This is a genomic window from Lonepinella sp. MS14434 (assembly GCF_042468235.1).
GTDB lineage: Bacteria > Pseudomonadota > Gammaproteobacteria > Enterobacterales > Pasteurellaceae > Lonepinella.
On record NZ_CP170386.1, the window covers coordinates 430,057 to 456,372 of the forward strand.

The 26,316-nt window shown below is 39.4% G+C and carries 21 protein-coding genes and 1 tRNA gene; 9 read left to right on the forward strand and 13 right to left on the reverse strand.

Annotated elements, in window-relative coordinates; genetic code table 11:
• Window positions 1-21: 21 nt before the first annotated feature.
• The 3 genes from znuA to mltA form a co-directional block, all read right to left on the reverse strand.
• Window positions 22-993, reverse strand: a complete 972-nt coding sequence (gene znuA, locus O1Q79_RS02170) for a zinc ABC transporter substrate-binding protein ZnuA (RefSeq protein ID WP_386692744.1) — start codon at window positions 991-993, stop codon at window positions 22-24.
• A 105-nt stretch (window positions 994-1,098) separates the two neighbouring features.
• Complete coding sequence (tcdA, locus tag O1Q79_RS02175; protein ID WP_386692746.1) at window positions 1,099-1,866, reverse strand: tRNA cyclic N6-threonylcarbamoyladenosine(37) synthase TcdA; 768 nt, start codon at window positions 1,864-1,866, stop codon at window positions 1,099-1,101.
• A gap of 30 nt (window positions 1,867-1,896) precedes the next feature.
• Window positions 1,897-3,003, reverse strand: coding sequence for a murein transglycosylase A (mltA, locus tag O1Q79_RS02180; protein ID WP_386692748.1), 1,107 nt, complete (start codon window positions 3,001-3,003; stop codon window positions 1,897-1,899).
• Window positions 3,004-3,178: 175 nt separating this feature from the next.
• Here mltA and O1Q79_RS02185 point away from each other — a divergent pair.
• A tRNA-Met gene (locus tag O1Q79_RS02185) sits at window positions 3,179-3,255 on the forward strand.
• 51 nt (window positions 3,256-3,306) lie between these two features.
• Here O1Q79_RS02185 and O1Q79_RS02190 read toward each other — a convergent pair.
• From O1Q79_RS02190 to rng, 3 genes are all read right to left on the reverse strand, one after another.
• Entirely contained in the window at window positions 3,307-4,509 is a 1,203-nt protein-coding gene (locus O1Q79_RS02190) for an aspartate aminotransferase family protein (RefSeq protein WP_386692749.1), read from the reverse strand.
• Window positions 4,510-5,178: 669 nt separating this feature from the next.
• Entirely contained in the window at window positions 5,179-6,627 is a 1,449-nt protein-coding gene (tldD, locus tag O1Q79_RS02195) for a metalloprotease TldD (protein WP_386692750.1), read from the reverse strand.
• A 650-nt stretch (window positions 6,628-7,277) separates the two neighbouring features.
• Window positions 7,278-8,753: a ribonuclease G gene (gene rng / locus O1Q79_RS02200; RefSeq protein WP_386692751.1), complete on the reverse strand. Its 1,476-nt coding sequence runs from the start codon at window positions 8,751-8,753 to the stop codon at window positions 7,278-7,280.
• Window positions 8,754-8,868: 115 nt separating this feature from the next.
• On the opposite strand from rng, the gene cmoB reads away from it, so the two are divergent.
• Complete coding sequence (gene cmoB, locus O1Q79_RS02205) at window positions 8,869-9,834, forward strand: tRNA 5-methoxyuridine(34)/uridine 5-oxyacetic acid(34) synthase CmoB (RefSeq protein ID WP_386692752.1); 966 nt, start codon at window positions 8,869-8,871, stop codon at window positions 9,832-9,834.
• Between the two features lie 39 nt (window positions 9,835-9,873).
• Here the strand turns inward: cmoB and O1Q79_RS02210 are convergent, their stop codons facing one another.
• Window positions 9,874-11,331, reverse strand: coding sequence for a leucyl aminopeptidase (locus O1Q79_RS02210; RefSeq protein WP_386692753.1), 1,458 nt, complete (start codon window positions 11,329-11,331; stop codon window positions 9,874-9,876).
• Window positions 11,332-11,466: 135 nt separating this feature from the next.
• Between O1Q79_RS02210 and lptF the strand changes: the two genes are divergently transcribed.
• Both lptF and lptG read left to right on the forward strand, forming a co-directional pair.
• Complete coding sequence (gene lptF, locus O1Q79_RS02215) at window positions 11,467-12,570, forward strand: LPS export ABC transporter permease LptF (protein WP_386692754.1); 1,104 nt, start codon at window positions 11,467-11,469, stop codon at window positions 12,568-12,570.
• Between the two features lie 11 nt (window positions 12,571-12,581).
• Window positions 12,582-13,652 (forward strand): LPS export ABC transporter permease LptG, encoded by a 1,071-nt coding sequence (gene lptG / locus O1Q79_RS02220; RefSeq protein WP_386692755.1) that lies wholly within the window; start codon window positions 12,582-12,584, stop codon window positions 13,650-13,652.
• Window positions 13,653-13,827: 175 nt separating this feature from the next.
• Here lptG and proA read toward each other — a convergent pair whose 3' ends face one another.
• Together proA and O1Q79_RS02230 are read right to left on the reverse strand one after the other, a co-directional pair.
• On the reverse strand, window positions 13,828-15,087 hold the full coding sequence (proA, locus tag O1Q79_RS02225; RefSeq protein WP_386692756.1) for a glutamate-5-semialdehyde dehydrogenase: 1,260 nt from the start codon (window positions 15,085-15,087) through the stop codon (window positions 13,828-13,830).
• 17 nt (window positions 15,088-15,104) lie between these two features.
• On the reverse strand, window positions 15,105-15,533 hold the full coding sequence (locus tag O1Q79_RS02230; RefSeq protein ID WP_386692757.1) for a DNA polymerase III subunit psi: 429 nt from the start codon (window positions 15,531-15,533) through the stop codon (window positions 15,105-15,107).
• A gap of 92 nt (window positions 15,534-15,625) precedes the next feature.
• On the opposite strand from O1Q79_RS02230, the gene rsmC reads away from it, so the two are divergent.
• Window positions 15,626-16,627: a 16S rRNA (guanine(1207)-N(2))-methyltransferase RsmC gene (gene rsmC / locus O1Q79_RS02235; protein ID WP_386692758.1), complete on the forward strand. Its 1,002-nt coding sequence runs from the start codon at window positions 15,626-15,628 to the stop codon at window positions 16,625-16,627.
• A gap of 128 nt (window positions 16,628-16,755) precedes the next feature.
• Here rsmC and fbpC read toward each other — a convergent pair whose 3' ends face one another.
• From fbpC to O1Q79_RS02250, 3 genes are all read right to left on the reverse strand, one after another.
• A complete protein-coding gene (gene fbpC / locus O1Q79_RS02240; protein WP_386693327.1) occupies window positions 16,756-17,805 on the reverse strand; it encodes a ferric ABC transporter ATP-binding protein in 1,050 nt (349 codons plus the stop codon).
• A 13-nt stretch (window positions 17,806-17,818) separates the two neighbouring features.
• Window positions 17,819-19,876 (reverse strand): ABC transporter permease, encoded by a 2,058-nt coding sequence (locus O1Q79_RS02245; RefSeq protein ID WP_386692759.1) that lies wholly within the window; start codon window positions 19,874-19,876, stop codon window positions 17,819-17,821.
• Window positions 19,877-19,972: 96 nt separating this feature from the next.
• Window positions 19,973-21,013 carry an ABC transporter substrate-binding protein gene (locus O1Q79_RS02250; protein ID WP_386692760.1) on the reverse strand — a complete coding sequence of 347 codons (1,041 nt, stop codon included), beginning with the start codon at window positions 21,011-21,013 and terminating at the stop codon, window positions 19,973-19,975.
• Between the two features lie 192 nt (window positions 21,014-21,205).
• Here O1Q79_RS02250 and udk point away from each other — a divergent pair, with 192 nt between their 5' ends.
• The 4 genes from udk to O1Q79_RS02270 are packed head-to-tail and all read left to right on the forward strand — an operon-like array spanning window position 21,206 to window position 24,951.
• A complete protein-coding gene (udk, locus tag O1Q79_RS02255) occupies window positions 21,206-21,859 on the forward strand; it encodes a uridine kinase (RefSeq protein WP_386692761.1) in 654 nt (217 codons plus the stop codon).
• An 11-nt stretch (window positions 21,860-21,870) separates the two neighbouring features.
• Window positions 21,871-22,455, forward strand: a complete 585-nt coding sequence (gene dcd / locus O1Q79_RS02260; RefSeq protein WP_386692762.1) for a dCTP deaminase — start codon at window positions 21,871-21,873, stop codon at window positions 22,453-22,455.
• A 1-nt stretch (window position 22,456) separates the two neighbouring features.
• Complete coding sequence (locus O1Q79_RS02265; protein ID WP_386692764.1) at window positions 22,457-23,779, forward strand: hypothetical protein; 1,323 nt, start codon at window positions 22,457-22,459, stop codon at window positions 23,777-23,779.
• Complete coding sequence (locus O1Q79_RS02270) at window positions 23,779-24,951, forward strand: sugar transporter (protein WP_386692765.1); 1,173 nt, start codon at window positions 23,779-23,781, stop codon at window positions 24,949-24,951. Before O1Q79_RS02265 ends, O1Q79_RS02270 begins: the two co-directional genes overlap by 1 nt.
• Before the next feature lie 121 nt (window positions 24,952-25,072).
• Here the strand turns inward: O1Q79_RS02270 and O1Q79_RS02275 are convergent, their stop codons facing one another.
• Window positions 25,073-26,314 (reverse strand): MFS transporter, encoded by a 1,242-nt coding sequence (locus O1Q79_RS02275; protein WP_386692766.1) that lies wholly within the window; start codon window positions 26,312-26,314, stop codon window positions 25,073-25,075.
• Window positions 26,315-26,316 lie beyond the last annotated feature (2 nt).

Consider the following 26,316-nt stretch of genomic DNA (forward strand, 5'->3'; position numbering starts at 1 on the left):
TCGATTTTATTTGTAATGAAATTATTTTAAGCAGCTTGTATAACTGTCTGCAGTAAATTGCAAGAATTGACTGTAAGCATTTTTGCCTAATTTAATACTGTCGCCCATCGGATCTAAACGACCTACTTTAACACCGGTGCTTTTCGCTAAAGTATCGATCACTTTTGGGGTGAATTGTGGTTCGGCGAATAAGCAATTTACTTTGTGTTCTTCAATTTCTTCTTTAATTTTCGCAATGGTTTTTGCTCCCGGTGCAACTAATGGATTAATGGTAAATGCTCCAGTTTGTTTTAAACCATAAGCATTATTAAAATAACCATAAGCGTCGTGGAATACGTAGAACCCTTTGTCATTAAAGGCATTTAATTGTTCCGTAATTTGAGTATTTTTTTCTTGTAAAGTGCGGTTAAAATTCGCTAAATTTTCGGTAATCAGATCCTTTTTAGCTGGAAATTGTTCGGTTAATTTTTGAGCTAGCTGATTTGCCACTAACTGGCTAATCTGTGGTGAATACCATACATGCCAGTTGACAGTCAAACCGTTTTCATCCACTTCATGGTGATGTCCTTCGTGTTCATGGTCATGATCGTGGTCGTCGTGATCATGGTTGTGATCATCATCATCGTCGCCGTCATCATGATGATGGTGATGTTCTGATTTTTCTAATAAGGCAGTAACACCATCAATTTCAGCAATCGTAATCAATTTTTTCTGATCTGCTTGAGCGATAGTTTTTGTTAAAAAACTATCCACATCTTTGCCGATCCATAAGACTAAATCTGCGGATTTAATTTTTTGTACATCGGTTGGTTTTAAATTGTAATCATGTGGTGAGGCACCTGCGGGTACAATAATTTGAGTATCAAGCACACCATCGGCAATAGAGGAGGCAATAAAACCTAAGGGTTTGACTGAAGTCACAATATCCGCTTGTGCGGCAAAAGCAGTGGCTAAAATAGCACTAGCAATAGCTGTTTTAGTTAATTTAGACATTATTTTTTCCTTACTTGAAATGTAAAAAGTGCGGATAGATTACGCCTATTTTAGGAAAAAAGCTATCTTTTTTTTTATGATAAAATAAGTTTTATGTTAGGATAACTATGCTTTAAGTAATTTATCAATTACTCGCGAAACAGCAAAAAATCCGAACGTAGCGGTGATCATCATCGCTGCACCAAAGCCATTGGCACAATTCATACTTGCAGAAATTTCACAATTTTCTGTCATTTGTGGAAAAATTAAAGGTTGGGTAGAGAAAACCGCATCGATACCAAATTTCCGTTTAGGATTTTGGCTAAAATGGTACTCTCTGCGTAGCGTAGAGCGGACTTTAGATAACAGTGGATCTTGGATGGTTTTACTTAAATCCGTAATTTGAATTTGTGTCGGATCGGTTTGTCCGCCAGCTCCACCTATAGTTATCATTTTGATTTTATTACGTTTGCAATAGGCAATTAAGGCTGATTTAGTTTTTACACTATCAATTGCATCGATCACATAATCATAGTCAGCTGTGATATAGTTAGCTAAATTTTCGTTAGAAAGAAAGTCATCAATAATTTGTACATGACATTCAGGATTGATTAATCCAATACGTTCAGCCATGACTTCGGTTTTGAGCTTACCCACATTACCTGTTAGGGCGTGAATTTGGCGATTGATATTGGTTACGCAAATATCGTCCATATCAATCATGGTAATTTTCCCAATACCGGAACGAGCAAGGGCTTCCACAGCCCAAGAACCTACGCCACCAATGCCGATAACACAAATATGGGCTTGTCTCAAGCGAGCCAGACCCGCTGGAGTATATAATCGTCCGATACCACCGAAGCGTTGCTCAAAATTATCAATTCGTTCTGTCATATTTACATTAGGTTTGGATTAACGTTCTGATTAACGTAGTACCCAAACGCGTCCATAATGTTTTGATAAACCAGAAATATGCCCGGCTTGATCGCCGATGCCACGATACAAATCAAAATGCTGACCTTTCACTGCTCCACCTACATCTAAGGCGACCATAAGATGTAATTGATGCTGTCCAGTCCAGTTACCGTTATTATCAATTTGAGGTACCTCGATTAATAAGACAGTGCCAGATGGCACAATTCGACGATCGGACGCGACCGATGCCATAGGAACTAATGGCACACCGGCAGAGCCTTTGACTTGACCGGTGGGATCATTTTTAAAGAATACATAAGACTGATTACGCTCTAACAAGCCTTGTATGCGAGATGGATTACGTTGTCCCCATTCACGAATAGCTTGGACGGACATTTTTTCCTTTGGAATTTCGCCATCCTCCACTAATAAACGTCCTACGGAAGTGTATTGAAAGCCATTTTGACCGGCATAAGCTAAGTAAGTTAAGCGACCATCACCGAAATCTACATAGCCACTGCCTTGCACCCCGAGTAAAAAATTATCTAACATCGAATCACTATAAGCTAATTCTAAGCCTTTACCCGCTAATGCTCCCGCATAAATTTGAGCTCGAGTGAAACGTTTTTGGCTAGGCATAGCATAAATTGGTTGAGTATATCTACCCTGTGGTGTTCGACGAGCATGAATAACCGGGGAGTAATAACCGGTCATTAATACATTTTGATAATTATCTGCCCCTGCCATGACTTGTGGATAAATACCGTATCTTGCCAAATCACTGACTTTGGCACCAGCATTGACCCATTGTTGAATTTTGCTGTAATTGCTAGCAAAGCGATTAGTAATACCGCTAGAATAGTGACGTACGTTATTTAATTGGTAGATAAAGTTTTTGGGATTCACGATCGTGCTGTTGTTATCTACTCTGGAAACTGTAGTAAAGACTTCCGGTGTATAAATTCTCCCATTGTATTTTGCCCCTAATTTTTGCATTTCTGTGTTACTAACATTAGCTTTTATTCTGGTGGGTTGCTTGTTGTTAGATGAACAAGCGATAAGTAAGGCAGAAAGGGCTAAAATAGCTACTTTGTATGTCATGTTTTTGGGAATCATTTGCTAAAAATCCTAAAATAAATCAATCCGAAAATTAAGAGAAATATCCTATCAAAATTTAGACATATACCCTAGTATTTTTTATGCTTTTTGTTGTTTTTTAAGGCAAACGAATTGATTTTACATCTTTTTTCTTGCATTCATGATTTTTCAGTGTATATTACACCACATCAGACGCGGGGTGGAGCAGCTTGGTAGCTCGTCGGGCTCATAACCCGAAGGTCGTTGGTTCAAATCCAGCCCCCGCAACCAAATTCAAAAAAAAGCGTTAATCACAAGGTTAACGCTTTTTTGCTTTTTATTTTAGTCGAAACATTTTAAGGTTTTAGTTAATCGCTCAATACCTTGTAAGAGATCTTGTTCACTGATATTTAATGCGGGTGCAAAACGTAACACATTCGGTCCAGCCACTAAAATCATTAAGCCGTTTTCTGCTGCCACTTTGACAAAATCACTTGCTTTACCTTGGTATTTTTCAATTAATTCTGCACCAATTAATAACCCCTCGCCTCTAATTTCCTTAAATAAATGAAATTGTTCATTTAATTTAGTTAATTCGGCTTTAAATAGTGCAGAAGTGCGGTTAACTTGAGCCAAAAATTGATCATCAGCAATGGTATCAATCACTTTTTCGGCGACGGCACAAGCCAATGGATTTCCCCCAAAGGTGGTGCCGTGTACCCCAGGGGAAAAACTTTTGGCAATCTCTGTGGTGGTCAGCATGGCACTAATCGGAAAGCCATTGCCTAAGGCTTTAGCTGTAGTCAGAATATCGGGAGTAACACCATATTTTTGATACGCATACAGATAGCCGGTACGCCCTACGCCTGTCTGTACTTCATCAAAAATCAACAAGGCGTTATTTTCATCACAAAGTTGACGTAAGCCTTGTAAAAATTCTGCGGTGGCAGGAATAATCCCACTTTCCCCTTGGATCGGTTCGACAATCACTGCACAGCAACGATCATCAATCACCGCTTTTACGCTGGCTAAATCATTAAATTTAACATGAATAATATCTGCTGGTTTCGGACCAAAGCCATCAGAATATTTCGGTTGTCCTGCAACGCTGACGGTAAATAGCGTACGACCGTGGAAACTTTGTTTAAAGGAGATAATGGTGGATTTTTGATAACCATAGTTATCTACTGCATAACGGCGAGCTAATTTTAATGCTGCCTCATTGGCTTCTGCACCAGAATTAGCGAACATGACACGCTCTGCAAAGGTATGTTGAACTAATTTACTGGCGAGTGCAAGGGTCGGTTCGCTGGTAAACCAGTTACTTGAATGCCATAATTTTTCGCTTTGGGATTTGAGTACCTCCACAATTTCATCAGGGCAATGACCGAGTGAATTAACGGTAATGCCGCTGGTGAAGTCAATATATTCTTTGCCGTCTTGATCCCAGACGTGGCTGCCTTTTCCTTTGATGGGGATAAAGTTAGCGGGGGTGTAGTTTTGGATCATGACTTGATCGAATGTTTGTCTGTTGTATTGGGGCATTTTGATCTTCCTTTATTTTTTTAGATAGGATAAAAGGATTTGATTTTTTATGCAATAGTTTTGAATAAAAATTCAGTTTTTTAATTGGAATCGGTTTCGCCGATGGCGACTTACTTTTTCTTTGCTTGTGCAAAGAAAAAGTAAGCAAAAAGAAAGCACACCCCAACTTTGCCTTGTTTCCTGAAAATAATTAAATTTGCTTAACGGAAAAGTTGTCAACTCGCTTCGCTCAAACAGCACAACTTTTCCTACAAATTTAATCATTTTCAGGCGGCAAACATGGGGACCCCATTGGTGGTGGAATGAAGTGCTGTGGAAAATTTGAGAATACCTAGTACTGGCGTACTAGGTTAGGTATGGTAACGTTACTCCGTAGCTTAAAAAATATCTATTTTTTCACCGCACTTTTGTTATGCTCGATCAAAACTTGGGGCCCCGTCTGAACCGCCTGAGCGTTTTGGTATTTTTAGCTAAATTTTGTATGTCTGAGCGTAGCGAGTTCAAAATTTAGCGTGAAGAAAATACCAAATAAGCGAAGAAAAGTGGTGAAGTCGGGGTGTGCTTTTCTTTGCCTACTTTCTTTTGTACAAGCAAAAGAAAGTATGGTCGCCATCGGCGAAACCCGATCTAGCCATAAACAAAAAGGTTAAGGACAAATTAAATAAAAATCTAATTTGTTCCCCCAACCGTTATCTTCTCAATCTTACAAGCTGGTTGCCCCACCCCCACTGGTACACTTTGTCCGTCCTTACCACACACCCCAATGCCGTGATCGATTTCTAAATTATCCGCTACCATAGACACCTGTTGCATGACTTCAATCCCATTACCAATCATCGTTGCCCCTTTAATTGGCTTAGTGATTTTGCCTTTTTCAATTAAATAGGCTTCTGACATGGAGAAAGTAAATTTACCCGACGTAATATCCACCTGACCGCCACCAAAGTGCGGTGCAAAAATACCCTGATCGACACTGGCGATCAAATCATCAAATTTACTTGAACCTGCCAACATATAGGTATTTGTCATACGTGGCATTGGCAAATGTGCATAGCTTTCACGGCGACCGTTGCCAGTCGGGGCAACACCCATTAAACGGGCATTCATTTTGTCTTGCATATAGCCTTGCAAAATACCGTCTTTAATCAATACATTACATTGACTTGGAACACCCTCATCGTCCATGGTTATGGAGCCACGGCGATTTTGTAACGTGCCGTCATCTACAATAGTACATAAAGGGGAAGTGACTAACTCACCGATTTTACCCGTAAATAATGAACTTTCTTTACGGTTGAAGTCCCCCTCTAAACCATGACCAACTGCTTCATGTAATAGCACACCGGGCCAACCCGCACCCAAAATTACAGGCATTAAACCAGACGGAGCAGATACTGCATTCACATTGACTAAGGCTTGGCGAACGGCTTCTTTAGCAAAATAAACGGCTCTCTGTTCACCTAAATAGGATTCAAAAAACCAGTCTAAGCCCACTCTAGCACCCACACCAGCACTACCACGTTCACGTTTACCGTCTTTTTCCACCATAACGGAAATGGACAAGCGAATTAATGGGCGAATATCGGCTGCCAAGGTGGCATCAGTGGCAACTACTAATATTTCTTCATAAAGTGCGGTGAGATTTGCCGTGACTTTAGTCACATAGGGGCTTTCTGCACGGGCAGTGCGATCCACCAAATGCAGCAATTCAATTTTCTGTTCTTTGCTTAAGGTGTTTAAAGGATTAATCGCCGCATAACGAGCAATAGCGTTCACTTCATTAAAACGTAATGGCTTGATAATATTGCTTTGATTGGGTAGTGCAATGCCTTTCACTGCATTCGCACATTGTTGTAAATTGGCTAAATTAATCTGGTCAGAATAGGCAAACCCAGTTTTTTCACCACTTACTGCACGTACGCCCACACCACGATCAATATGAAAACTGCCCTCTTTGATAATGCTATCTTCTAACACCCAACTTTCATCTTGACTAAGTTGGAAATAGAGATCGGCATAGTCGATTTGGCGGTGTGACATGATGTCGAAGATGTTTTGGAGATCAGGTAGGGATAGGTTGCTTTGGGTGAGTAGGGATTGTTGGACTTGTCTTAGCATAATTGTTTTTGGTTAATAAAAAAGTGCGGTGATTTTAACATAAATTTTGTTGTTTGTGTTAAATCGGGTTTCGCCGATGGCGACTTACTTTTTCTTTGCTTGTGCAAAGAAAAAGTAAGCAAAAAGAAAGCACACCCCAACTTTGCCTTGTTTCCTGAAAAGGATTAAATTTGCTTAACGGAAAAGTTGTCAACTCGCTTCGCTCAAACAGCACAAATTTTCCTACAAATTTAATCATTTTCAGGCGGCAAACATGGGGACCCCATTGGTGGTAGAATAAAATAAGGTGGAAAAACACCTAGCACTAGCGTACTAGGTTAAGCATAGTAACGCTACTCCGTAGCTTAGTAGGAAAATATCTATTTTTCAACCGCACTTTTATTTACGCTCGATCAAAACTTGGGGCCCTGTCTGAACCGCCTGAGCGTTTTGGTATTTTTAGCTAAATTTTGCCTGTCTGAGCGTAGCGAGTTCAAAATTTAGCGTGAAGAAAATACCAAATAAGCGAAGAAAAGCGGTGAAGTCGGGGTGTGCTTTTCTTTGCCTACTTTCTTTTGCATAAGCAAAAGAAAGTATGGTCGCCCATCGGGCGAAATCCGAACTTGCCACAAGCAAAGAAAAAGTAAGTCGCCCTGTGGGCGAAATCCCACTTACATCACCACTACATCAAACTGCTCCTGCGTATAAAACACCTCAGGACGTACTTGAACCTGCTTGCCAATAAACATCTCCACTTCCGCCAACAACCCATGGCTTTCTTCCTTAATCAAATAATCCGCCACCGCTGGAGAAGCATAAATAGTAAATTGTTCACTGGAAAATAAATGATGTACCCGAATTACTTCACGCATAATTTCATAGCACACAGTTTCAACGGTTTTGGTATGTCCCCGACCTTGGCAAGCCGTACAATCGTCACACAAAATATGCTCTAAACTTTCACGTGTACGCTTGCGGGTCATTTCGACTAAACCCAGTTGAGTAAAGCCATTGACGTTAGTTTTCACAGGATCTTTACTTAACGCCTCCTGTAAGGATTGTAAGACACGTTGACGATGATCTTCGGTTTGCATATCAATAAAATCAATGATGATAATACCGCCTAAATTACGTAATTGTAACTGTTGTGCAATGGCTTGAGTAGCCTCAATATTGGTGTTGAAGATGGTTTCTTCTAAATTACGATGCCCGACAAATGCCCCCGTATTAATATCAATCGTAGTCATCGCTTCGGTTTGCTCAATAATTAAATAGCCGCCAGATTTTAAATTAACCCGTTTATTTAATGCGATATTAATGGCACTTTCCACCCCATACACATCAAATAACGGCTGATCACCAGAATATAACACTAATTTATCGGTGAGTTCAGGCATAAATTCTTCGGTAAATTCTTTTACTTCCGCAAAACATAATTTTGAATCAATACGAATTTTCTCAATGCCCTGACCAATAAAATCACGCAATACTCTTTGTGTCAGTGCGAGTTCACCATAGATCTCAGATTTGGTCTTATATTTTGCTCGGCGTTCCATCACTTTTCGCCAAACACGTTTTAAAAAATCCGCATCTTGTTTTAATTCTTCTTCACTCACCCCTTCCGCTGCGGTACGAACAATATAACCGCCAAGTTCATCGCAATAGGGTTCTGTCAGGGCTTTGAGTCTTGCTCTTTCTTCTTCGCTTTCAATACGTTGTGATACACCCACATGGCTATTTTCTGGCATAAAGACTAAATAGCGAGATGGTAAAGTAATATCTGTGGTTAACCTTGCCCCTTTGGTGCTAATGGGATCTTTGACCACTTGTACCACGATATCCTGTCCCTCGTGAACTAATTGAGCAATGTCTTTCACCACAAATTGTTTTTGCTCACTTTCATCCACACATTCGGTGTGAGAAACAATATCGGAAGCATGTAAAAAAGCCGCTTTTTCTAAGCCAATATCTACAAAAGCGGATTGCATGCCGGGTAAAACACGAGTCACACGACCTTTATAAATATTCCCGACAATACCACGTTTAGCTTGGCGTTCAATATGCACTTCTTTCAAAATCCCCGAATCCATCAAGGCAATTCGGGTCTCGTTGGGCGTGATATTGACTAATAATTCAACACAATTCATTTAACTTCAACGTCCCTAGATTTAAAAAATAATCGTCTAGGATAGCGAAAAGTAAAATAGAAATACAAGTACAAATCAGGTAAAATGTGACCTTTCTCAAATTTATGTGAATTTTATGATTGATTTTCGTCCTTTTTATCAACAAATTGCTACCACTAATTTATCGGCGTGGTTGGAAACATTGCCTTTGCAACTCAAACAATGGGAAAAACAAACTCATGGTGATTATGCTAAATGGGCAAAAGTCGTAGATTTTTTACCGCACTTAACGGCTGATCAGATTGATTTAAAAACCGCGGTGAAATCGGAGCGAGATTTTCCGTTATCGGACGGTGAACAACAGCGTTTGGTTTATCATCTTAAACAGCTTATGCCGTGGCGAAAAGGTCCTTATCATCTGTATGGCGTACATATTGATTGTGAATGGCGGTCAGATTTTAAATGGGATCGGGTATTACCGCATTTAGCCCCATTGCAAGATCGTACCATTTTAGATGTCGGCTGTGGCAGTGGTTATCATCTGTGGCGAATGGTTGGCGAGGGGGCTAAAATGGTGGTCGGTATTGATCCGACAGAATTATTTTTATGCCAATTTGAGGCAGTTCGTAAACTGCTCAATAATGACCGCCGAGCGAATTTAATTCCTTTAGGCATTGAACAAATGCAACCGTTGGGTGTGTTTGATACGGTGTTTTCGATGGGCGTGTTATATCATCGCAAATCACCGTTAGATCATCTAAGTCAACTAAAAGATCAACTCCGCAAAGGGGGAGAGTTAGTGCTAGAAACCTTGGTGATTGATGGTGATGTGAATACCGTACTGGTGCCAGCAGATCGTTATGCCAAAATGAAAAATGTGTATTTTATCCCCTCTGTTGCCTGTTTGATTAACTGGTTACAAAAAGTAGGTTTTTGTCATGTACGTTGTGTTGATCAAGCCATGACGACATTGGAAGAACAGCGTAAAACAGATTGGTTAGACAATGAAAGTCTGATTGATTTTTTAGATCCAGAAGATCACAGTAAAACTATTGAGGGCTATCCCGCACCGAAAAGGGCAGTGATTATTGCCAACAAATAAAATGGAATTAAGGTGCGAATAAACGCACCTTATATTTTATTATTTCACTTGATTGATTAAAAACTGGGTGAGCAGCCCAACAGGTCGTCCAGTTGCCCCTTTATTCGTTCCTTGTAACCAAGCTGTGCCCGCAATATCTAAATGCGCCCAAGGGTATTTGGTCGCAAAATTAGATAAAAACGCCCCCGCCGTAATAGCACCACCAAAACGTCCACCAATATTGGCTAAATCGGCAAAATTCGATTTAAGCTGCTCTTGATATTCTTCGCTTAACGGTAAACGCCATGCTTTATCTTGGCTTTGTTGTGAGGCTTGCAATAATTGGGCAGAAAGATCATCATCGCTCGAAACTAAACCACTGTTATGCTGACCTAATGCAATCATACAAGCCCCAGTTAAGGTGGCAATATCAATCACACATTCAGGATCAAAATGTTCAACGTAAGTCAATGTATCACACAACACTAAACGTCCCTCTGCATCAGTATTTAGCACTTCTACAGTTAGTCCATTCATGGTGGTTAGAATATCACCTGGGCGATAAGCGTTGCCGTCAGGTAGGTTTTCACAACCTGCCAACACGCCAATCACATTGAGGGGTAATTGCAATTCAACTAAAGCGTTCATCACACCCAAGACACTCGCTGCACCACACATATCGTATTTCATTTCGTCCATCTCAGCGGCTGGCTTAAGCGAAATACCACCCGCATCAAAGGTTAATCCTTTTCCCACTAACACGATAGGTTTTGCATTGGGATTAGGGTGATTTTTATAGTCTAAAATACTCAGTTTAGCTTCATTGTGTGAACCACGCGAAACGGCTAAATAAGCGTTCATACCTAATTTTGCCATATCTTTTTCATCTAGCACGGTGGTGGTTAAAAGTGCGGTATGTTTTTCAAGATTTTTTGCTTGTTCACTTAAATAGGTAGGTGTACACACATTCGGTGGGCAATTTGCCACATCTTTGGCTATTTTTGTACCCAACGCAATGGCTTTCGCATGCTGAATAGCTTGTTCTGCTTGTGGGGCATCAGTATGGAAAATAATTTCGCTTAATTTGTGTTGAACGTCGCTTTTCTTGCTTTTAAATTGATCGAAAATATAATCTTCTGCGACAAAAGTTTCGAGGGCAAAACGGATGTTCCAGTATAAATCACGATCTTTAATTTTTACATCCGTTAACCCATTAACCAAGGTTTTGGTGGCGGTTTGTTTAACAAATTGAATCGCTTTTTGTGCAATCTGTTTAAATTCACGTTCGCTGATTTCACCTTGTTTGCCCGCTCCCACCAAAATTAAACGTTGCCCATTTTGGCGTAACAAACTGATCTGTCCGATTTTTCCTGAAATTTCATCGCACTTAATCAGCGAACTAATTTCACTGCAATGGTCAAATTGTTTGGCAATATTTGACAGTTCGCCTTGCTCAAAAATAGCTAATAATATGGCATCTGCACTGGAGAGCGCGGTGGTATTTGCTGAATATTTCATTTTGTTTCCTACTGTTTTTATACTTAAAAATAAGGTATCATAGCCGACTAGCTTTATACCGACAAAGTGCGGTTTAAATTAACCCAATTTTTATAAATTGCAAGAAAAATCTTGTAACAGAATGATAGGCATAATGTGATTTTAAATAGATATTTATTTAAGGAAGTGTTCAAAAGCCAAGTGGCGATTTTGTTTATTTTACTTCTGATTTTCTTTTGTCAACAACTTGTTAGAGTATTAGGTTCTGCGGCGAATGGCAAAGTGCCAGCAGATTTAGTCGTCTCTTTGCTCGGTTTAGGTATGCCAACCATGGCACAATTAATGTTGCCGTTATCGTTATTTATTGCCATTTTGTTAACGTTCGGGCGACTTTATGCCGAAAGTGAGATTACCGTGATGCGTGCCTGTGGCGTGGGCTCTCGCCTATTAGTTAAAGTAGTGTTGATTTTATCTGTGTTTACCGCAGGATTAGCTGCTTATAATGCATTATGGCTATCACCATGGGCGATAAAAAGACAAACAGATATCGTGGAAGATGCCAAAGCTAACCCACGTATGGCAGCGTTAAGTTCGGGGCAATTTATGTCGTCGGATAATGGGGATTTTGTACTATTTATTAATGAGATCAATAATAACAAAATTCATGATGTGTATATTTTCCAAATGAAACCGAAAAAGAATTTTAAACCCGCTGTAGTGACAGCAGAACTAGGAGAATTGACATCTTTACCAAATGGTGATCAATTGTTAAGTTTGGAAAAAAGTCAACGAATTGAAGGTACTGCGGTTTTGCCGGATTTTAGAATCACCAATTTTGATCAATATCATGCTTATTTAGGGCATCAAATTGTTGATTCAAAAGCTTCTGAGGAAGCGGAAACATTAAATTTTGCTGAGTTAAATAAATCTAAATCAAATGCGGCAAAAGCAGAATTGCAATGGCGAATTACCTTAGTGTTGGCAGTGCCATTAATGGCGTTGTTGGCGGTACCATTAAGCCGTGTGAATCCACGTCAGGGCAGATTTGCCAAAATTTTACCCGCACTTTTATTATATTTAATCTATTTCTTAGCGCAGAGTTCATTGAAATCCGCAGGCGGTGCCGGCAAATTAGACGCTACCTTATGGATGCCATTAGTGAATGTGGTATTTTTGTTATTAGGGATTGTGTTAAATAGCTGGGAAACGGCGTTTATGTATAAAATCCGTAACCTATTTAATAAACCTAAACTGGCATAAGGATAAGCACCATGATGAATACCTTAGATCGTTATATTGGTAAAAGTATTTTAGGGGCGATTTTTGCCACGTTATTAACCTTAGTTGGACTCTCCGCGATTATTAAATTCGTGGAACAATTTCGTAGTGTAGGAAAAGGTTCTTACGACAGTCTGCAAGCCATTTTATATACTGTGTTGACGATGCCGAAAGACATTGAAACTTTTTTCCCAATGGCGGCATTGCTCGGGGCATTAATTGCGTTAGGGAATTTAGCCAGTCGAAGTGAATTAGTGGTGATGCAATCAGCAGGGTTCTCCCGTTTAAAAATCGGTTTAGCGGTGATGAAAACCGCACTTCCTTTGGTGGTATTAACTATGATTATTGGTGAATGGGGAATTCCACAAACGGAACAATATGCTCGAGATATGCGAGCAAAAGCTATTTCCGGTGGTTCTATGCTATCAGTAAAGAATGGTGTATGGGCGAAAGACGGTAATGATTTTATTTTTGTCAGACGTATTACCGAAGATGCTAAATTAAATGATATTTATATTTATCGTTTTAATGATAACCGTAGGTTGGAACAAATGACTCATGCCAATCAAGGCGTTTATCAAAATGGTGAGTGGGTATTAAAAAATATCAATACATCCACCATTACGGAAGAACAGATCATGACCCAGAATAAACTTAATGATAAGTGGAAAACTAACCTGACGCCGGATAAACTGGGTATTTTTTCCTTAAAACCCACGTCATTATCAATTTCAGGATTATCGGATTATATTAGTTTCTTGAAACAAACTGGACAAGATAGTAAGAAATTTGAATTAACCTACTGGCGAAAATTATTCCAACCGATTTCGGTAGGGGTAATGATGTTGCTTGCGTTATCTTTTATTTTTGGACCATTGCGAAGTGTGACCGCCGGAGCAAGAATTGTAGCAGGAATTTGCTTTGGTTTCTTGTTTTATGTAGTGAATGAAATTTTTGGACCACTCAGTTTAGTTTATAGTGTTCCACCATTGGCTGGAGCGTTAATGCCAAGTGTGATGTTTCTGATTATTACTTGGTGGTTGTTGAGTCGTAAAAGAGACTAAATATTGTCCTTCATATTGGGCCAAATACTGCGAACTAAAATTGTATTTAAGTGTGCAGCCGAAATCGACTGCACTTATGTTCATTAAGCTTCTATTATTTTTTGTTCAGAAATCTACAAAAAATTAATGATGTAAATCTAAATAATTTAATGGCAGAGAAGTAGAAAAATAGCAATCATGCTCTTGATACATAATTGCCAGTTGCTATCCATTTATAAGTTGTTAATGCTTCTAATCCCATCGGGCCACGAGCATGTAATTTTTGTGTACTCACCGCCACTTCTGCTCCTAAACCAAATTGACCACCATCGGTAAATCTTGTGCTAGCATTAACATACACCGCTGCCGCATCCACTTGTGATATAAATTGTTGTGCCAGTTTTTGTGATTCCGTTAAAATCGCTTCTGAATGTTGACTACCGTATTCCCGAATATGCTCAATGGCTTGTTCAATATCTTTCACGATCACTACGTTTAAATCTTTGGATAACCACTCTTGGCGTAATTCTTGATCTTGCACAGCCACCACGTCTGCTCCTGCTTGTTGCAAAATAGAAAGTGCGGTGGAATCGGCGTGAAATTTTACCTGTTTAGCTTTTAAATGTGCTGCCAATTTAGGTAAAAATTGGCTGGCAATGCTTTCTTGTACTAACAGGGTTTCTAATGTATTGCAAGTGCTAGGACGTTGGGTTTTGGCATTATCAATGATGGAAAGTGCTTTATTTTGATCCGCACTTTGTTCCACAAAGGTATGACAAACACCAATACCTCCGACAATGACAGGAATAGTGGCATGCTGTTTACAGAGTTCATGTAACCCAGCACCGCCACGAGGGATAATCATATCTACATAACGATCTAATTTAAGTAATTGCATGACGAGCTCACGATTAGGATCGGTAATGGCTTGTACGGCTTCTTTTGGCAAACCCGTTTGCTCAAGAGCGGATTGTACGACTTCCACCAATACTTTATTCGAATATTGGGTTTCTTTCCCACCACGTAAAATCACTGCATTACCCGTTTTTAAACAAAGGCTTGCTACATCAATGGTCACGTTAGGACGAGCTTCATAAATCGTACCGATCACACCTAGAGGAACTCGTACACGTTCTAATTTTAAACCACTATCCAACAGACCGCCGTCAATTAATTGCCCCACTGGATCAGCAAGCGAAATCACATGACGCACATCATTGGCAATGCCAGTTAAGCGTTCTGGTGTCAGCAATAAGCGGTCAATAATTGCTTCGCTTAAACCTGTTTGTTGAGCAATTTCAATATCTTTAGCATTCGCTTGTAAAATGCGATCCTGTTGTTGTTCAAGTTGATCAGCAATTTGTTGTAACGCCTTGTTTTTTTGTTGTTGAGAAAGTTGGGAAAGGATAAAAGCGGCTTGTCTGGCCGCTTTACCCATAGCAATTACATCAGTCATTTTTTCGTCCAGTTAATTTAAGGTTGATTTAGAGTTTGAATTTGTTGCCAAAAATGGCGTTTTTCCTTGGGATCTTGTTTTAATGTCGCGAGATCGGGGCTTCGCCATTGCGCGATGGAATGTTGACATAAGGGCAAAGCGCGGTCAATTTTTTCAGTATTTTTGCTGATCAGCCAATAAGTTACTTCTTGTTCTATATTAAGATGATTGGTTTGTTCAAAATCAATAAACAAGCAATCATTCGGTTCAATCTCACAACTTAGTAATACATCCTGCATAAATTTTTCATTGAGGGAAAAGGGGATGTCGGCAATAATCACTAAACGGATATTTTCAGGTACCTGAATATTCACTAGCCCTTTTAACGTGTCGGGACGGCGTAATTTCCATTGGGTAATACCCATTTGTTGTAACAGAAGATCTCGGCGGTTCAAAATTGTATCCACAAAAATAAAAAATTAGCTTTATTGTAAATAGGTTTTAGAGTTTCGTAAATAGATTGCGTATAATAGCGAAAATTTTATATAGGATCATTACCATGCTTAGTCTTGAAAGCCAAGTTTTACAACGTCATCTCGCTTTTTTTGAACATAAATCTGTTTTATTTGCTGGGGGAGTCAATGATAATTTTCCAATGCAAATTCGTTCGCAGGGAAAATCTGTCAAGATTTGGTCTTGTTATTTTGATTATGTGAACCGCTTAAAAGACAAAAGTGCGGTACATTTTGGCGAAATTTTTCAGGATCAAGCGGATTTGATAGTTTTTTATTGGACCAAGAATAAGCAAGAAGTGCAATTTCAGTTAATGCAATTATTAGCCAATTCGCCACTCAATCAAGAAATCTTGATTATTGGTGAAAATCGTTGTGGTGTGCGTTCGGTAGAAAAAATCCTCGCACCTTTTGGCGATATTGGCAAGATTGATAGTGCAAGACGTTGTGGACTTTATCATTTTTGTTTGCAAAAAGCACCGCAGTTTGATGTCGGGAGTTATTGGAAAACTTATCAAAATGCAAAATTAGGTGAGCTAAAAATTCAAAGTTTACCAGGGGTGTTTAGTGCGAATGAGCTGGATATGGGAACAGATTTGTTACTTTCAACTTTGAATCAGAAAATTTCGGGTGAAGTGCTGGATTTAGGTTGTGGGGCTGGTGTTATTGGTGCTTTTATCAAACAACATAATCCGCAAATTAATTTAGTCATGAGTGATATTCATGCTATGGCGATTGCTTCGGCTAAACGGACGTTAGATGAAAATGGCTTGGCTGGTGAAGTGATTGCGAGTGATGTATTTTCTCATATTCAAGGTAAATTTGATTTGATTATTTCTAACCCCCCATTTCATGATGGCATTGATACGGCATATCAGGCGGTAACAACCTTAATTGAACAAGCAAAACAACATTTAAAAGCAGGTGGAGAATTGAGAATTGTAGCAAATGCGTTTTTGCCGTATGCAGATTTATTGGATCGGTGTTTCGGTCTGCATCAGGTGTTGGCGAAGACGGGGAAGTTTAAGGTGTATTCGGTGAGTTTGTGATGGTTTAGCCCCGTACTCTCGTACGGGGTTAAGCATAGTGACGCTACGCCGTAGCTTTTTCTTTTACGCTAAGATGCGGAGCATCGTCATTTGCTTAACCCTGTACGCAAGTGCAGGGCGGAACACATTTATTCTCTTTTAAGCAAAAACACCCCATGCTCACTCAAATGCACAAAGGCACTTTCTGCGTTCGGGTCAAAATCTTCAGGATTACAATTCACCAACAAATCCTTACCGCCCCAATCTGCTACAATTTCCCAATGATTACCCATATACACCGCACTTTTGATGTGGCATTGTTGGCTAGGCTCGCCACTGTGTTTTAAGCGAATGGCTTCAGGACGCACGCCCACTAAACAGTAGCCATCAGGTAAACCAAATTGAGCAGCGTTCGGCAAATAGAATTGATAACCGTTAATCGTCACTTGATTTTGTGATACTGAACCGTCAAAAATACTGCTTTCACCCATAAAGTTGGCTAAGAATAAGGAATTAGGACGTAAATATAGTTCTTTGGCTGGGGCTTTTTGCATAATTTTGCCTTTGTGCATTACGATCACTTCGTCTGACACCGCAAAGGCTTCGGTTTGGTCGTGGGTGACATAAAGGGAGGTAATGCCTAACCGTTGTTGTAATTCACGAATTTTTTCACGCATAGAACGGCGTAAATTGGCATCTAAGTTACTCAACGGTTCATCAAATAACAACACTTTTGGCTTTAACACCAAGGCACGAGCCAAGGCGACACGTTGTTGTTGACCGCCTGAAATTTGATCCACAAAACGATCTTCAAAGCCTGCTAAATCCACCAATTCCAAGGCTTCTTTGACTCGTTGTTTACGTTCTTCACCGCTTACGCCCTGCATCCGCAAGCCATAACCCACGTTATCACCGATAGACATGTGTGGAAATAACGCATAGGATTGGAACACAATACAAATATCCCGATTTTGGATAGATGATTTGGTCACATCTTCGCCATCAATAAAAATTTGCCCTGATGTTGGGTTTTCTAATCCTGCCACTAACCGCAACACGGTAGTTTTACCGCAACCAGATGGACCAAGTAATGTCACCATTGTGCCACGTTTAATGGTTAAATCTAAATTATCAATGACAACCGCTTTGCCAAAGGCTTTAGTGATATTTTTTAATACTAAGAAATCTTGACTCATAATTTTACAACCTTTATTAATTCATTTTTTTAGCTTTGGAACGGGAAATGCGAGTGTCGCCCACGATCCAGTCAAAGAATAAGATAATCGCCATCATCACCACGATTAAAATAGAACCATAAGCAATGGCAATGCCGTATTCACCGTCTTCTACACGGTTTAAAATATAGGCGGTTGCCACTCGGGTGTCGGCGGTGACTAAGAAAATAATCGCACTCACGGTGGTCATTGCTCGCACGAAACTGGTGACCAGAGCGGACAATAACGCTGGTTTAAGCAATGGGAATACAATATACCAAATGGTTTTGAACGAGCTGCCTTTCAAGGAAAGGGACGCTTCATCAAGGGATTTATCCAACTGTCCTAAACCTGCAATAGCGGCACGCATCCCAATCGGCAAGTCACGCATTACCATTGAAATAATCACGATAATGCTGGTGCCAGTGATATACATTGGAGCATCGTTAAAGGCTAAAATATAAGACACCCCTGCCACCGTCCCTGGCACGGCAAAGCAAAGCATGGTGAGAAATTCCAATGTTTTTTTGCCTTGGAAATCTTTTCGCACCACGATATAGGCAATCAACAAGCCGAAAAGGGCGGTGAGCGGAGCAGCAATACCTGCGTAGAACATCGTATTGAGTAGAGATGGCCATGCCCCATCGCTTAACCCTTGACCAAATAATAACGCATAGTTTCTGGTGGTTAAGGTGTAATCCACGCCCCAGTTGACGGTGAAACTGCCGTAGAAAATACTGCCGTATAATGCCAAATTAAACACAATCCAAAAGGCTAACATGGTAATAATTGTCCATTTCAAGCCTTGTGGCAAATCTTGCACATCGCCACGATAGGATTTGCCCGACACCGTCACATAGGAACGGTTGCCGATCCAAATATATTGCACCACGAAAATCAGCAAGGAAAAAATCAGCAACATTGAACCCAGCGTACTTGCCGAAGCATAATCCAACTGTGAACCTGCAATATAGAAATAAATTTGGGTCGCAATCACATCAAAGCTACCACCTAGCACTAACGGATTACTAAAGTCCGCCAAGGATTGAATAAATACAATCAAAAATGAGTTCGCCAACGCAGGGCGGAGCAGTGGGAAAATGATATTGTAGAACGTTTGATAGCGGTTGGCTCGTAGAGTGTAGGACGCTTCTTCAATAGACGGGTGAATAGATTTCAATGCACCGTCTAAAATCATAAAGGAAATTGGGGCGAACGCCAAAATCTGTGCAATGGCAATACCGTTAAAACCATATAACCAGTTATGATTAGTAAAGCCTAGATAGTCGTTTAAAAATTCAGTCACATAGCCTGAACGTCCAAGCATTAAGGTTACCCCAAGACCAACTACAAATGGCGGTGTAACAATCGGTAAAATTGAGAAAATTTTACCAATAAATGCTGTGCGTTTGGCAATTCGGGTGGTGTAAAGTGCAAATGCTAATCCAAAGATAGTAGAAACTATCCCAACAAAGCCTGATAATAATAGGGAATTGCCAATTACTCGCACAATATAATTTTGGCTTAAAATGCGTAATACTTGTTGTGGTGCAAAAGTATCGCCGTCATAAAACATTGATACGAAAATCGCCACTGTGGGATACACAATGAAGAAGAAAATTAATAAGATGATAGCCAAAATTGAACCAATAATAAATTTATCCCCTTGCATGACTTTCAATTTTGCTAAAGCAAAAGTAGCAATAGCGGAAAGTGTACAAATGAGAATAAGTACAGAGTAGCCCATGGATATTTTGTAAACCATTGCACTGATGAACAAAAATAAAAAGTTAAAAGCAACTAAAGCTAATTCTGTTTTGGCTTGCTTTTCTGTTGGTAAATTTAGTTTTGGAATAATTAAAAAGCCAACTAATGGCAAAAACCATAAAATAGTTAAATTAAATGATGACCAACCCATGGCATCATAAAATTCATCAGCGGTACTTTCCAGTAAGCCATAATCTAAGGCTTGAGATGGCAGTAGCAAAAAAGCAATAAAAGCTAACAACAGCCAAAAATTAGCTGTTTGGGTAAAAGGAATTTTTGCGGAATTCATACAACCTCGCAATTAGAATGGAAAAATTTTTGTTTTTTAACCGCACTTTAATCCCCGATTTTAATAAAAAGTGCGGTTCTTTTTTAAGAAGATTTTTTATTTCGCTAATTTAACCTCTTGCACCCATTTTTCAATTAGGCGTTTACGTTCAGCACTATCACCATATTTCTCAAAATCATAATTGATTAGGTTTAACTTGGTTGGATCAAATGCTGTTGGAGATTGTTCAGCAGTAGTATTAGTGAGAGTTTGGTGAGAATTACCTTTACGCCAAGCGGTTTCTTGTCCTTCTTTGGAAAGCACAAAATCGACAAATAATTTTGCATTGTCAATATTTCTTGAACCTTTGATAATACTTAAACCGCCCAATTCATAGCCAGTACCTTCACAAGGCACAATCAATTCCACTGGTGCCCCTGCTTGTTTTTGCACGGCGTAATCGTGTAAGAAACCGATACCAATGGTTGCTTCACCACGAGCAGCACTGTTAGATGGGGTGATACCTGATTTGGTGTATTGGGAAATATTTGGGTGTAATTGTTTGAAGTAATCAAATGCACCTTGTTCACCCCAAAGTTGCACAAAGGTCGCAATGGCGGTGTAAGCGGTGCCAGAACTTTGTGGATCGGCGATTTGAATTTCACCTTTTAAACGTGGATCGGTTAAATCTTTCCAGCATTTTGGCACCTCGGTAATACCCAATTTTTTTAAACGCTCAGTATTTACGCCATAGCCCAAAATTCCCATATAAATAGCAGATACATAATGCCCTTTAATTTTGGCAGGATCTTGGAATCTCTCAACTACCTCTTTGATATGTTCAGATTGATAAGGTTCTAATAACCCCATTTCAGCCGCTTGAGCTTGTGGATCGAATGTACCGCCGTACCATACATCAGCTTGTGGATTATTTTTTTCCGCTTCTACTTTCGCAAAAGTTGAACCTGAACCGTTACGAATAAAAGCCGTTTTGACATCATATTTTTTACCAAACGCCTGTGTTTCTGCTTCGCACATTTCGTTAGTCGCACTACAATAAACCACCAAACGACCTTTGGCGAGAGCTTGAGTAGATAGCATTAAACCTGCACCTAAAAGTGCGGTGGAAATAGCAAAAGAAATTTTATTGAATTTCATAGAATACCCCTATTAATTAAATGTAATTGTTAAAATATTTTCACATAATAACGATCTTATAGATTTATTTCTGTGAGATAAGTCACAAAAATGAAAATTCATTGCGTTATACTTAAAAGTTTGGTTAAAAACTGTTAAAAAAGCCGATTTTTCTTTATAATCAGTCAAATTATTTCCTTATTGAGAACACTTATGTCTGAAAGTTCATCTAAAAATTCAAATTGTATTATTATTGCCATTGCGGGGGCGTCCGCATCAGGCAAAAGTCTTATTGCTTCTACTGTTCACAAAGAACTTTGTGAAGAATTGGGGTGTGAAGATATTGGTATTATTGCCGAAGATAGTTATTACAAAGATCAAAGTCATTTGGATTTTGAAACCCGTATAAAAACCAATTATGATCATCCAAATTCTATGGATAGAGAATTATTAGTCAGTCATTTAAAAGCCTTAAAATCAGGTCAATCGGTAGATATTCCTGTTTATAGCTATGTGGAACATACTCGTACTAAAGAAGTGACCCATTTTACCCCGAAAAAAATCGTGATTTTAGAAGGGATTTTATTGCTTACCGATGAAAATGTGCGTAACGAATTGTCCATGTCGGTGTTTATTGATACGCCGTTAGATATTTGTTTTATTCGTCGTTTACAGCGTGATATGGTGGAACGTGGACGGTCGATGGAATCGGTGATTGAGCAATATCGTGCCACAGTTAGACCGATGTTTTTACAATTTATTGAGCCGTCTAAACAATATGCTGATGTAGTGATTCCGCGTGGTGGAAAAAATCGGGTGGCGATTAATATGTTAAAAGCACAAATTCTGAATTTATTGGGTAGATAGGTAGGTGAAAAATGAGATTATGTGATACGGATATTGAGAAATATTTAGATCAAGGCGTTATTTCTTTAACACCACGTCCCGATAATAATAAAATTAATGGTGCTACTATTGATGTACGATTAGGCAATTCATTTCGGGTGTTTCGTGAACACAGTGCGCCTTTTATTGATGTCAGTGGTCCAAAAGAAGAAGTCTCGGCTCAACTTGATTTGGTAATGAGTGATGAAATTATTATTGGCGATGATGAAGCCTTTTATTTACATCCCGGTGTACTTGCGTTAGCCACGACGTTAGAGAGTGTGAAATTACCTGCTAACGTGATCGGCTGGTTAGATGGACGTTCTTCTTTGGCACGTTTAGGTTTAATGGTACACGTCACTGCTCACCGTATTGATCCCGGTTGGGAAGGCAAAATTGTGTTGGAATTTTATAATTCAGGCAAATTGCCGTTGGCGTTGCGTCCGAATATGATTATCGGGGCGTTGAGTTTTGAAATTTTGAGCGGTAATGCGGCTCGTCCTTACACTAGTCGTGAAGATGCTAAATATAAACACCAACAAAGTGCGGTAGCGAGCCGAATTAATCAGGATAAATAACATGCTTAAAAAAATAAGTGCGGTGCTTTTATTGTTAATTTTAGTTTTTTCTGTTTTTGTTTATATCCAAAAAGGAAAAATGGAGCAGAAATTAACCGCACTTTTGTCAGAAAATACTGTTCAGGTTGATAAAATAGATATTGATTTTTTGCCTAGGATTTCAGTTAAATTCATTAATGTTGATTATGTATCCGATGAGAATCAGCAACTTCAAGCACAGTCTTTACAAGCTGAATTAAGTTTTTGGGGATTGTTAACCGGTGATATTGGTTTGCAATCTTTTGTGATGCAGCAAGGAAAGATTTTTTATTCAAACTCCCTATCCCCTGATATGAAAGATATTCATTTTCTGTTAACACCGAAATCTACGTTGTCTGTTCAGGATCTATTGGATTGGTTAAAATCTTTTAATGCCGGCAATATGAGATTGCCTACTTCCGAGTTAACTTTTTCCGCTAAAACGGCACAGAATGATCAAATTGAATTGAAAACGATCCTTGCCATCAATTTTAATGGAGTTCAATTTTCTCATTTAGATGGTGAGGTTCTATTACAGAATAAACGTTTATTTAATCAAAATAAATTTATCTTACACGCAGAGCAAGGTTTTGTAACCTTTATGCCAAATAATTATGCCATTACATTGATTCACCCTTTGTTTAATCAAGTTAAATTAAATTCCATTGAAATTACGTTAGAGACTAAAAATGCGTTATCCATTTCGGTACAACTTTCTCATGTCGCCAATAATGGTTCATTATCGGTAAAGCTGAACGAGCAACAAAATCAATATATTTGGCAGCTAAATGGTAAGCAGTTACCCTTAGAAGATTGGCTAAAAGCCTTTAATATTGCAGCGTTAGTAACAGGCAGAGCAGATGCACAAATACGCTTATTATCTGAAGAAATAATGCCTACCAGTGGGGAATTTTATTTTGACGTGATGGATGGCAAGATAAAAGGCTTAAATGTACTGGCATTAATTAGCCAATATGCCCCTATTAATTTTGATGAAACCACTAAAAATATGGATACGTCCTTTGATATTGCTCAGGCTAAATTTCAATGGCAACCAGATTTGATTCGAGTTGAGCAAGCTAAAGTTGAACATAAATATTTTATCTTACAAAGCCAAGGTATGGTGGATTTAACCCAAAATCGCTGTGATTTCCGTGCTAATATTGCCGTGAATGACCAGCGTTATCAAGCGTTAGCCTTGCCTGTGCGATTCTTTGGTAGTTGTCAATCACCTGAATATAAAGTGGAAATTAACCGCAGTTTTCGCGATCAGTTAAAGAATTTTATTAAAGAGAAATTAAAATAATGTTAGATGCGAAAAAAATAGACCGCGTAGCTTCTTTGCGTGTGGTAGCCATGGCATTTGCCGCTTTTGTGTTTAATACCACCGAATTTGTACCAGTCGCATTGCTATCGGACATTGCCAACAGTTTTGCCATGGACGTAGCAGAAACGGGGTTGATGATTACGGTTTATGCTTGGATTGTATCCTTGGCATCTTTGCCGTTAATGTTGGCAACAGCGAAATTAGAACGCCGTAGTTTATTGCTGAAAGTGTTCGTGTTATTTGTGGCAAGTCATGTATTGTCGGTATTGGCATGGAATTATTGGGTATTGTTATTAGCACGCATGGGGATTGCCTTTGCCCATGCGATTTTCTGGTCAATTTCGGTGGCAATGGCAATGCGAGTCGCACCAAAAGGCAAGCAAACCCAAGCTCTCGGCATGATCGCCATGGGATCTGCCATGGCAATGGTGTTAGGCTTACCGATCGGGCGAATTATTGGTCAATGGTTAGGTTGGCGAGCGACTTTTGCGGTGCTTGGTATGGTGGCGTTTGCGATCATGCTGATTCTAGCAAATTTGTTACCACGTTTACCGAGTCGCAATGCTGGTTCATTGTCGAGTTTACCATTATTGGCAAAACGTCCGTTGTTAATCGCTACCTATATTGTGGTGATGTTGATTGTTACCGCCCATTTTACCGCTTATAGTTATATTGAACCTTTTGTGATGAATATCAGTCAGTTAAGTGAAAATACAGCCACCCTGATTTTGCTGGTTTTTGGCGTAGCAGGCTTTACCGCCAGCTTCTTATTCAGTCGCCTTTATCGCTTTTTCCCAACGGGTTTTGTGATTGTGGCACTCGCCATTATCACCAGCTCATTGTTCACCTTTTACCTTGTGAGCGATCATATCACCTTGCTGTTCGTGCAAATCTTCATCTGGGGCATCGGTATTTCCGCCATGACTTTGGGCTTACAAATGCGAGTATTGCAGTTAGCCCCCGATGCCACTGATGTTGCTACCTCCATTTTCTCTGGCATTTATAATATTGGGATTGGTGCTGGAGCATTAGTGGGAAATCAAGTTATGCAACACTGGGGTTTAGTAAATATTGGGTTTGTAGGATCGGCTGTGGGCGGATTGGCTGTTTTAGTTTTTGTGTTGAGTTGGTTGAAATATCGTCAGCGTTAAATTTATAATGCAAACCTTACGTTAAAATATAAAAAGTTTCAATCACATTTGAAACTTTTTTGTGCAAGCAATACTTTCAATTAACGAAAAAAGTAAAGTGCGGTTAAAAAATTTTGAGTTTTTATTGATTATATTCCCTATACGCCAACGCCCACACCAATACCGCAAACAGCGTAGAAACAAAATAAATCCCATTATAACCAATCAAATCAATTAACCGCAGTGACAGAAAGCCTGTGGTGTAAGTGCCGAGCAAGAGAATGGTGAATTGCAGTGAGCTGTCCACGGTTGGGAAGGTGGCTTTATCCATGAGCAGGGTCATTAAAATCGGTAATAAAATGCTGTATCCTGCACTTAATAAGATAATCGGCAGGGAAAATAAATAATCTTGATAGATGAGATGGTCTTCAAAATAAAAACTGATTACCACGGGGATTTGGATAAATAAGCCCCATTTTAACAAGGCACTGCGGGACATTTTTTTCAGTAACGGCACGCTTAGTGGCGTGAAAATAATGGAAACCACGGGAACGACAATACTCAACACAAAGCCGATTTGTTGCGGTTGCCAGTTTAAGGTGGAAAGTTTGGGGACGAAGGTGCTGGCAAGCAGGCTGTATGGTACGCAACACAAGAACAAAATGGCGAACCAGTAATAGCCTGCGTTGGGTTGTTGCCAGAATTGAATCAAGCGTTTAAAGAAAAAGCCTAGGCTGTATTGGTTGGCGGAAACTGTTTCGGTATGGGTTTCCCGATAAAATAGCACTTGCAGAAACACAACCAACCCAAACAGGCAGATGAATAAAATCGCCTGATCCCAGCCATAGTGTTGATAAATAAACAAAAATAAGCCACCACCGAGCATTCTGCCTAATCTTGAACCGATAATTTGAAACACGCCGCCGTAGCCACGTTGATTTTCAGGCAGCAGGATCACGGTTAAGCCTAAGGTGGCACAGCCGAAGATTACGCTCATTAGGCTTAAGCAGGCACAAATGAACATTAATATGCCAAAATCTCTTTGTGGATCAATAAAATACAGCCATAAAAAGGAAGCAAATAACAGGCTGCTGGACAGCAGTAACCAGGTTTTAAATTTGCCGATGGATTTGAAATAAAATTTTTCCAATAGTGGCGTGATGACCACTTTGATCACTTCAAAAATAGATAACAAATAAATCCAACTGATGAGTTTCAGATCCAGTTGGTGATCTTTTAACACTGTAATCAGTCCAATCATATAAAAGCTGACAATGATAAATTTGAAATTAGACGCATTAAACAGCAACGCCCAATCTTGCCAACTTAATTTTTCTTTCTTATTCAAAGAGCTATTCAAAGCGTTATTCATTGAGTTTTCCATAA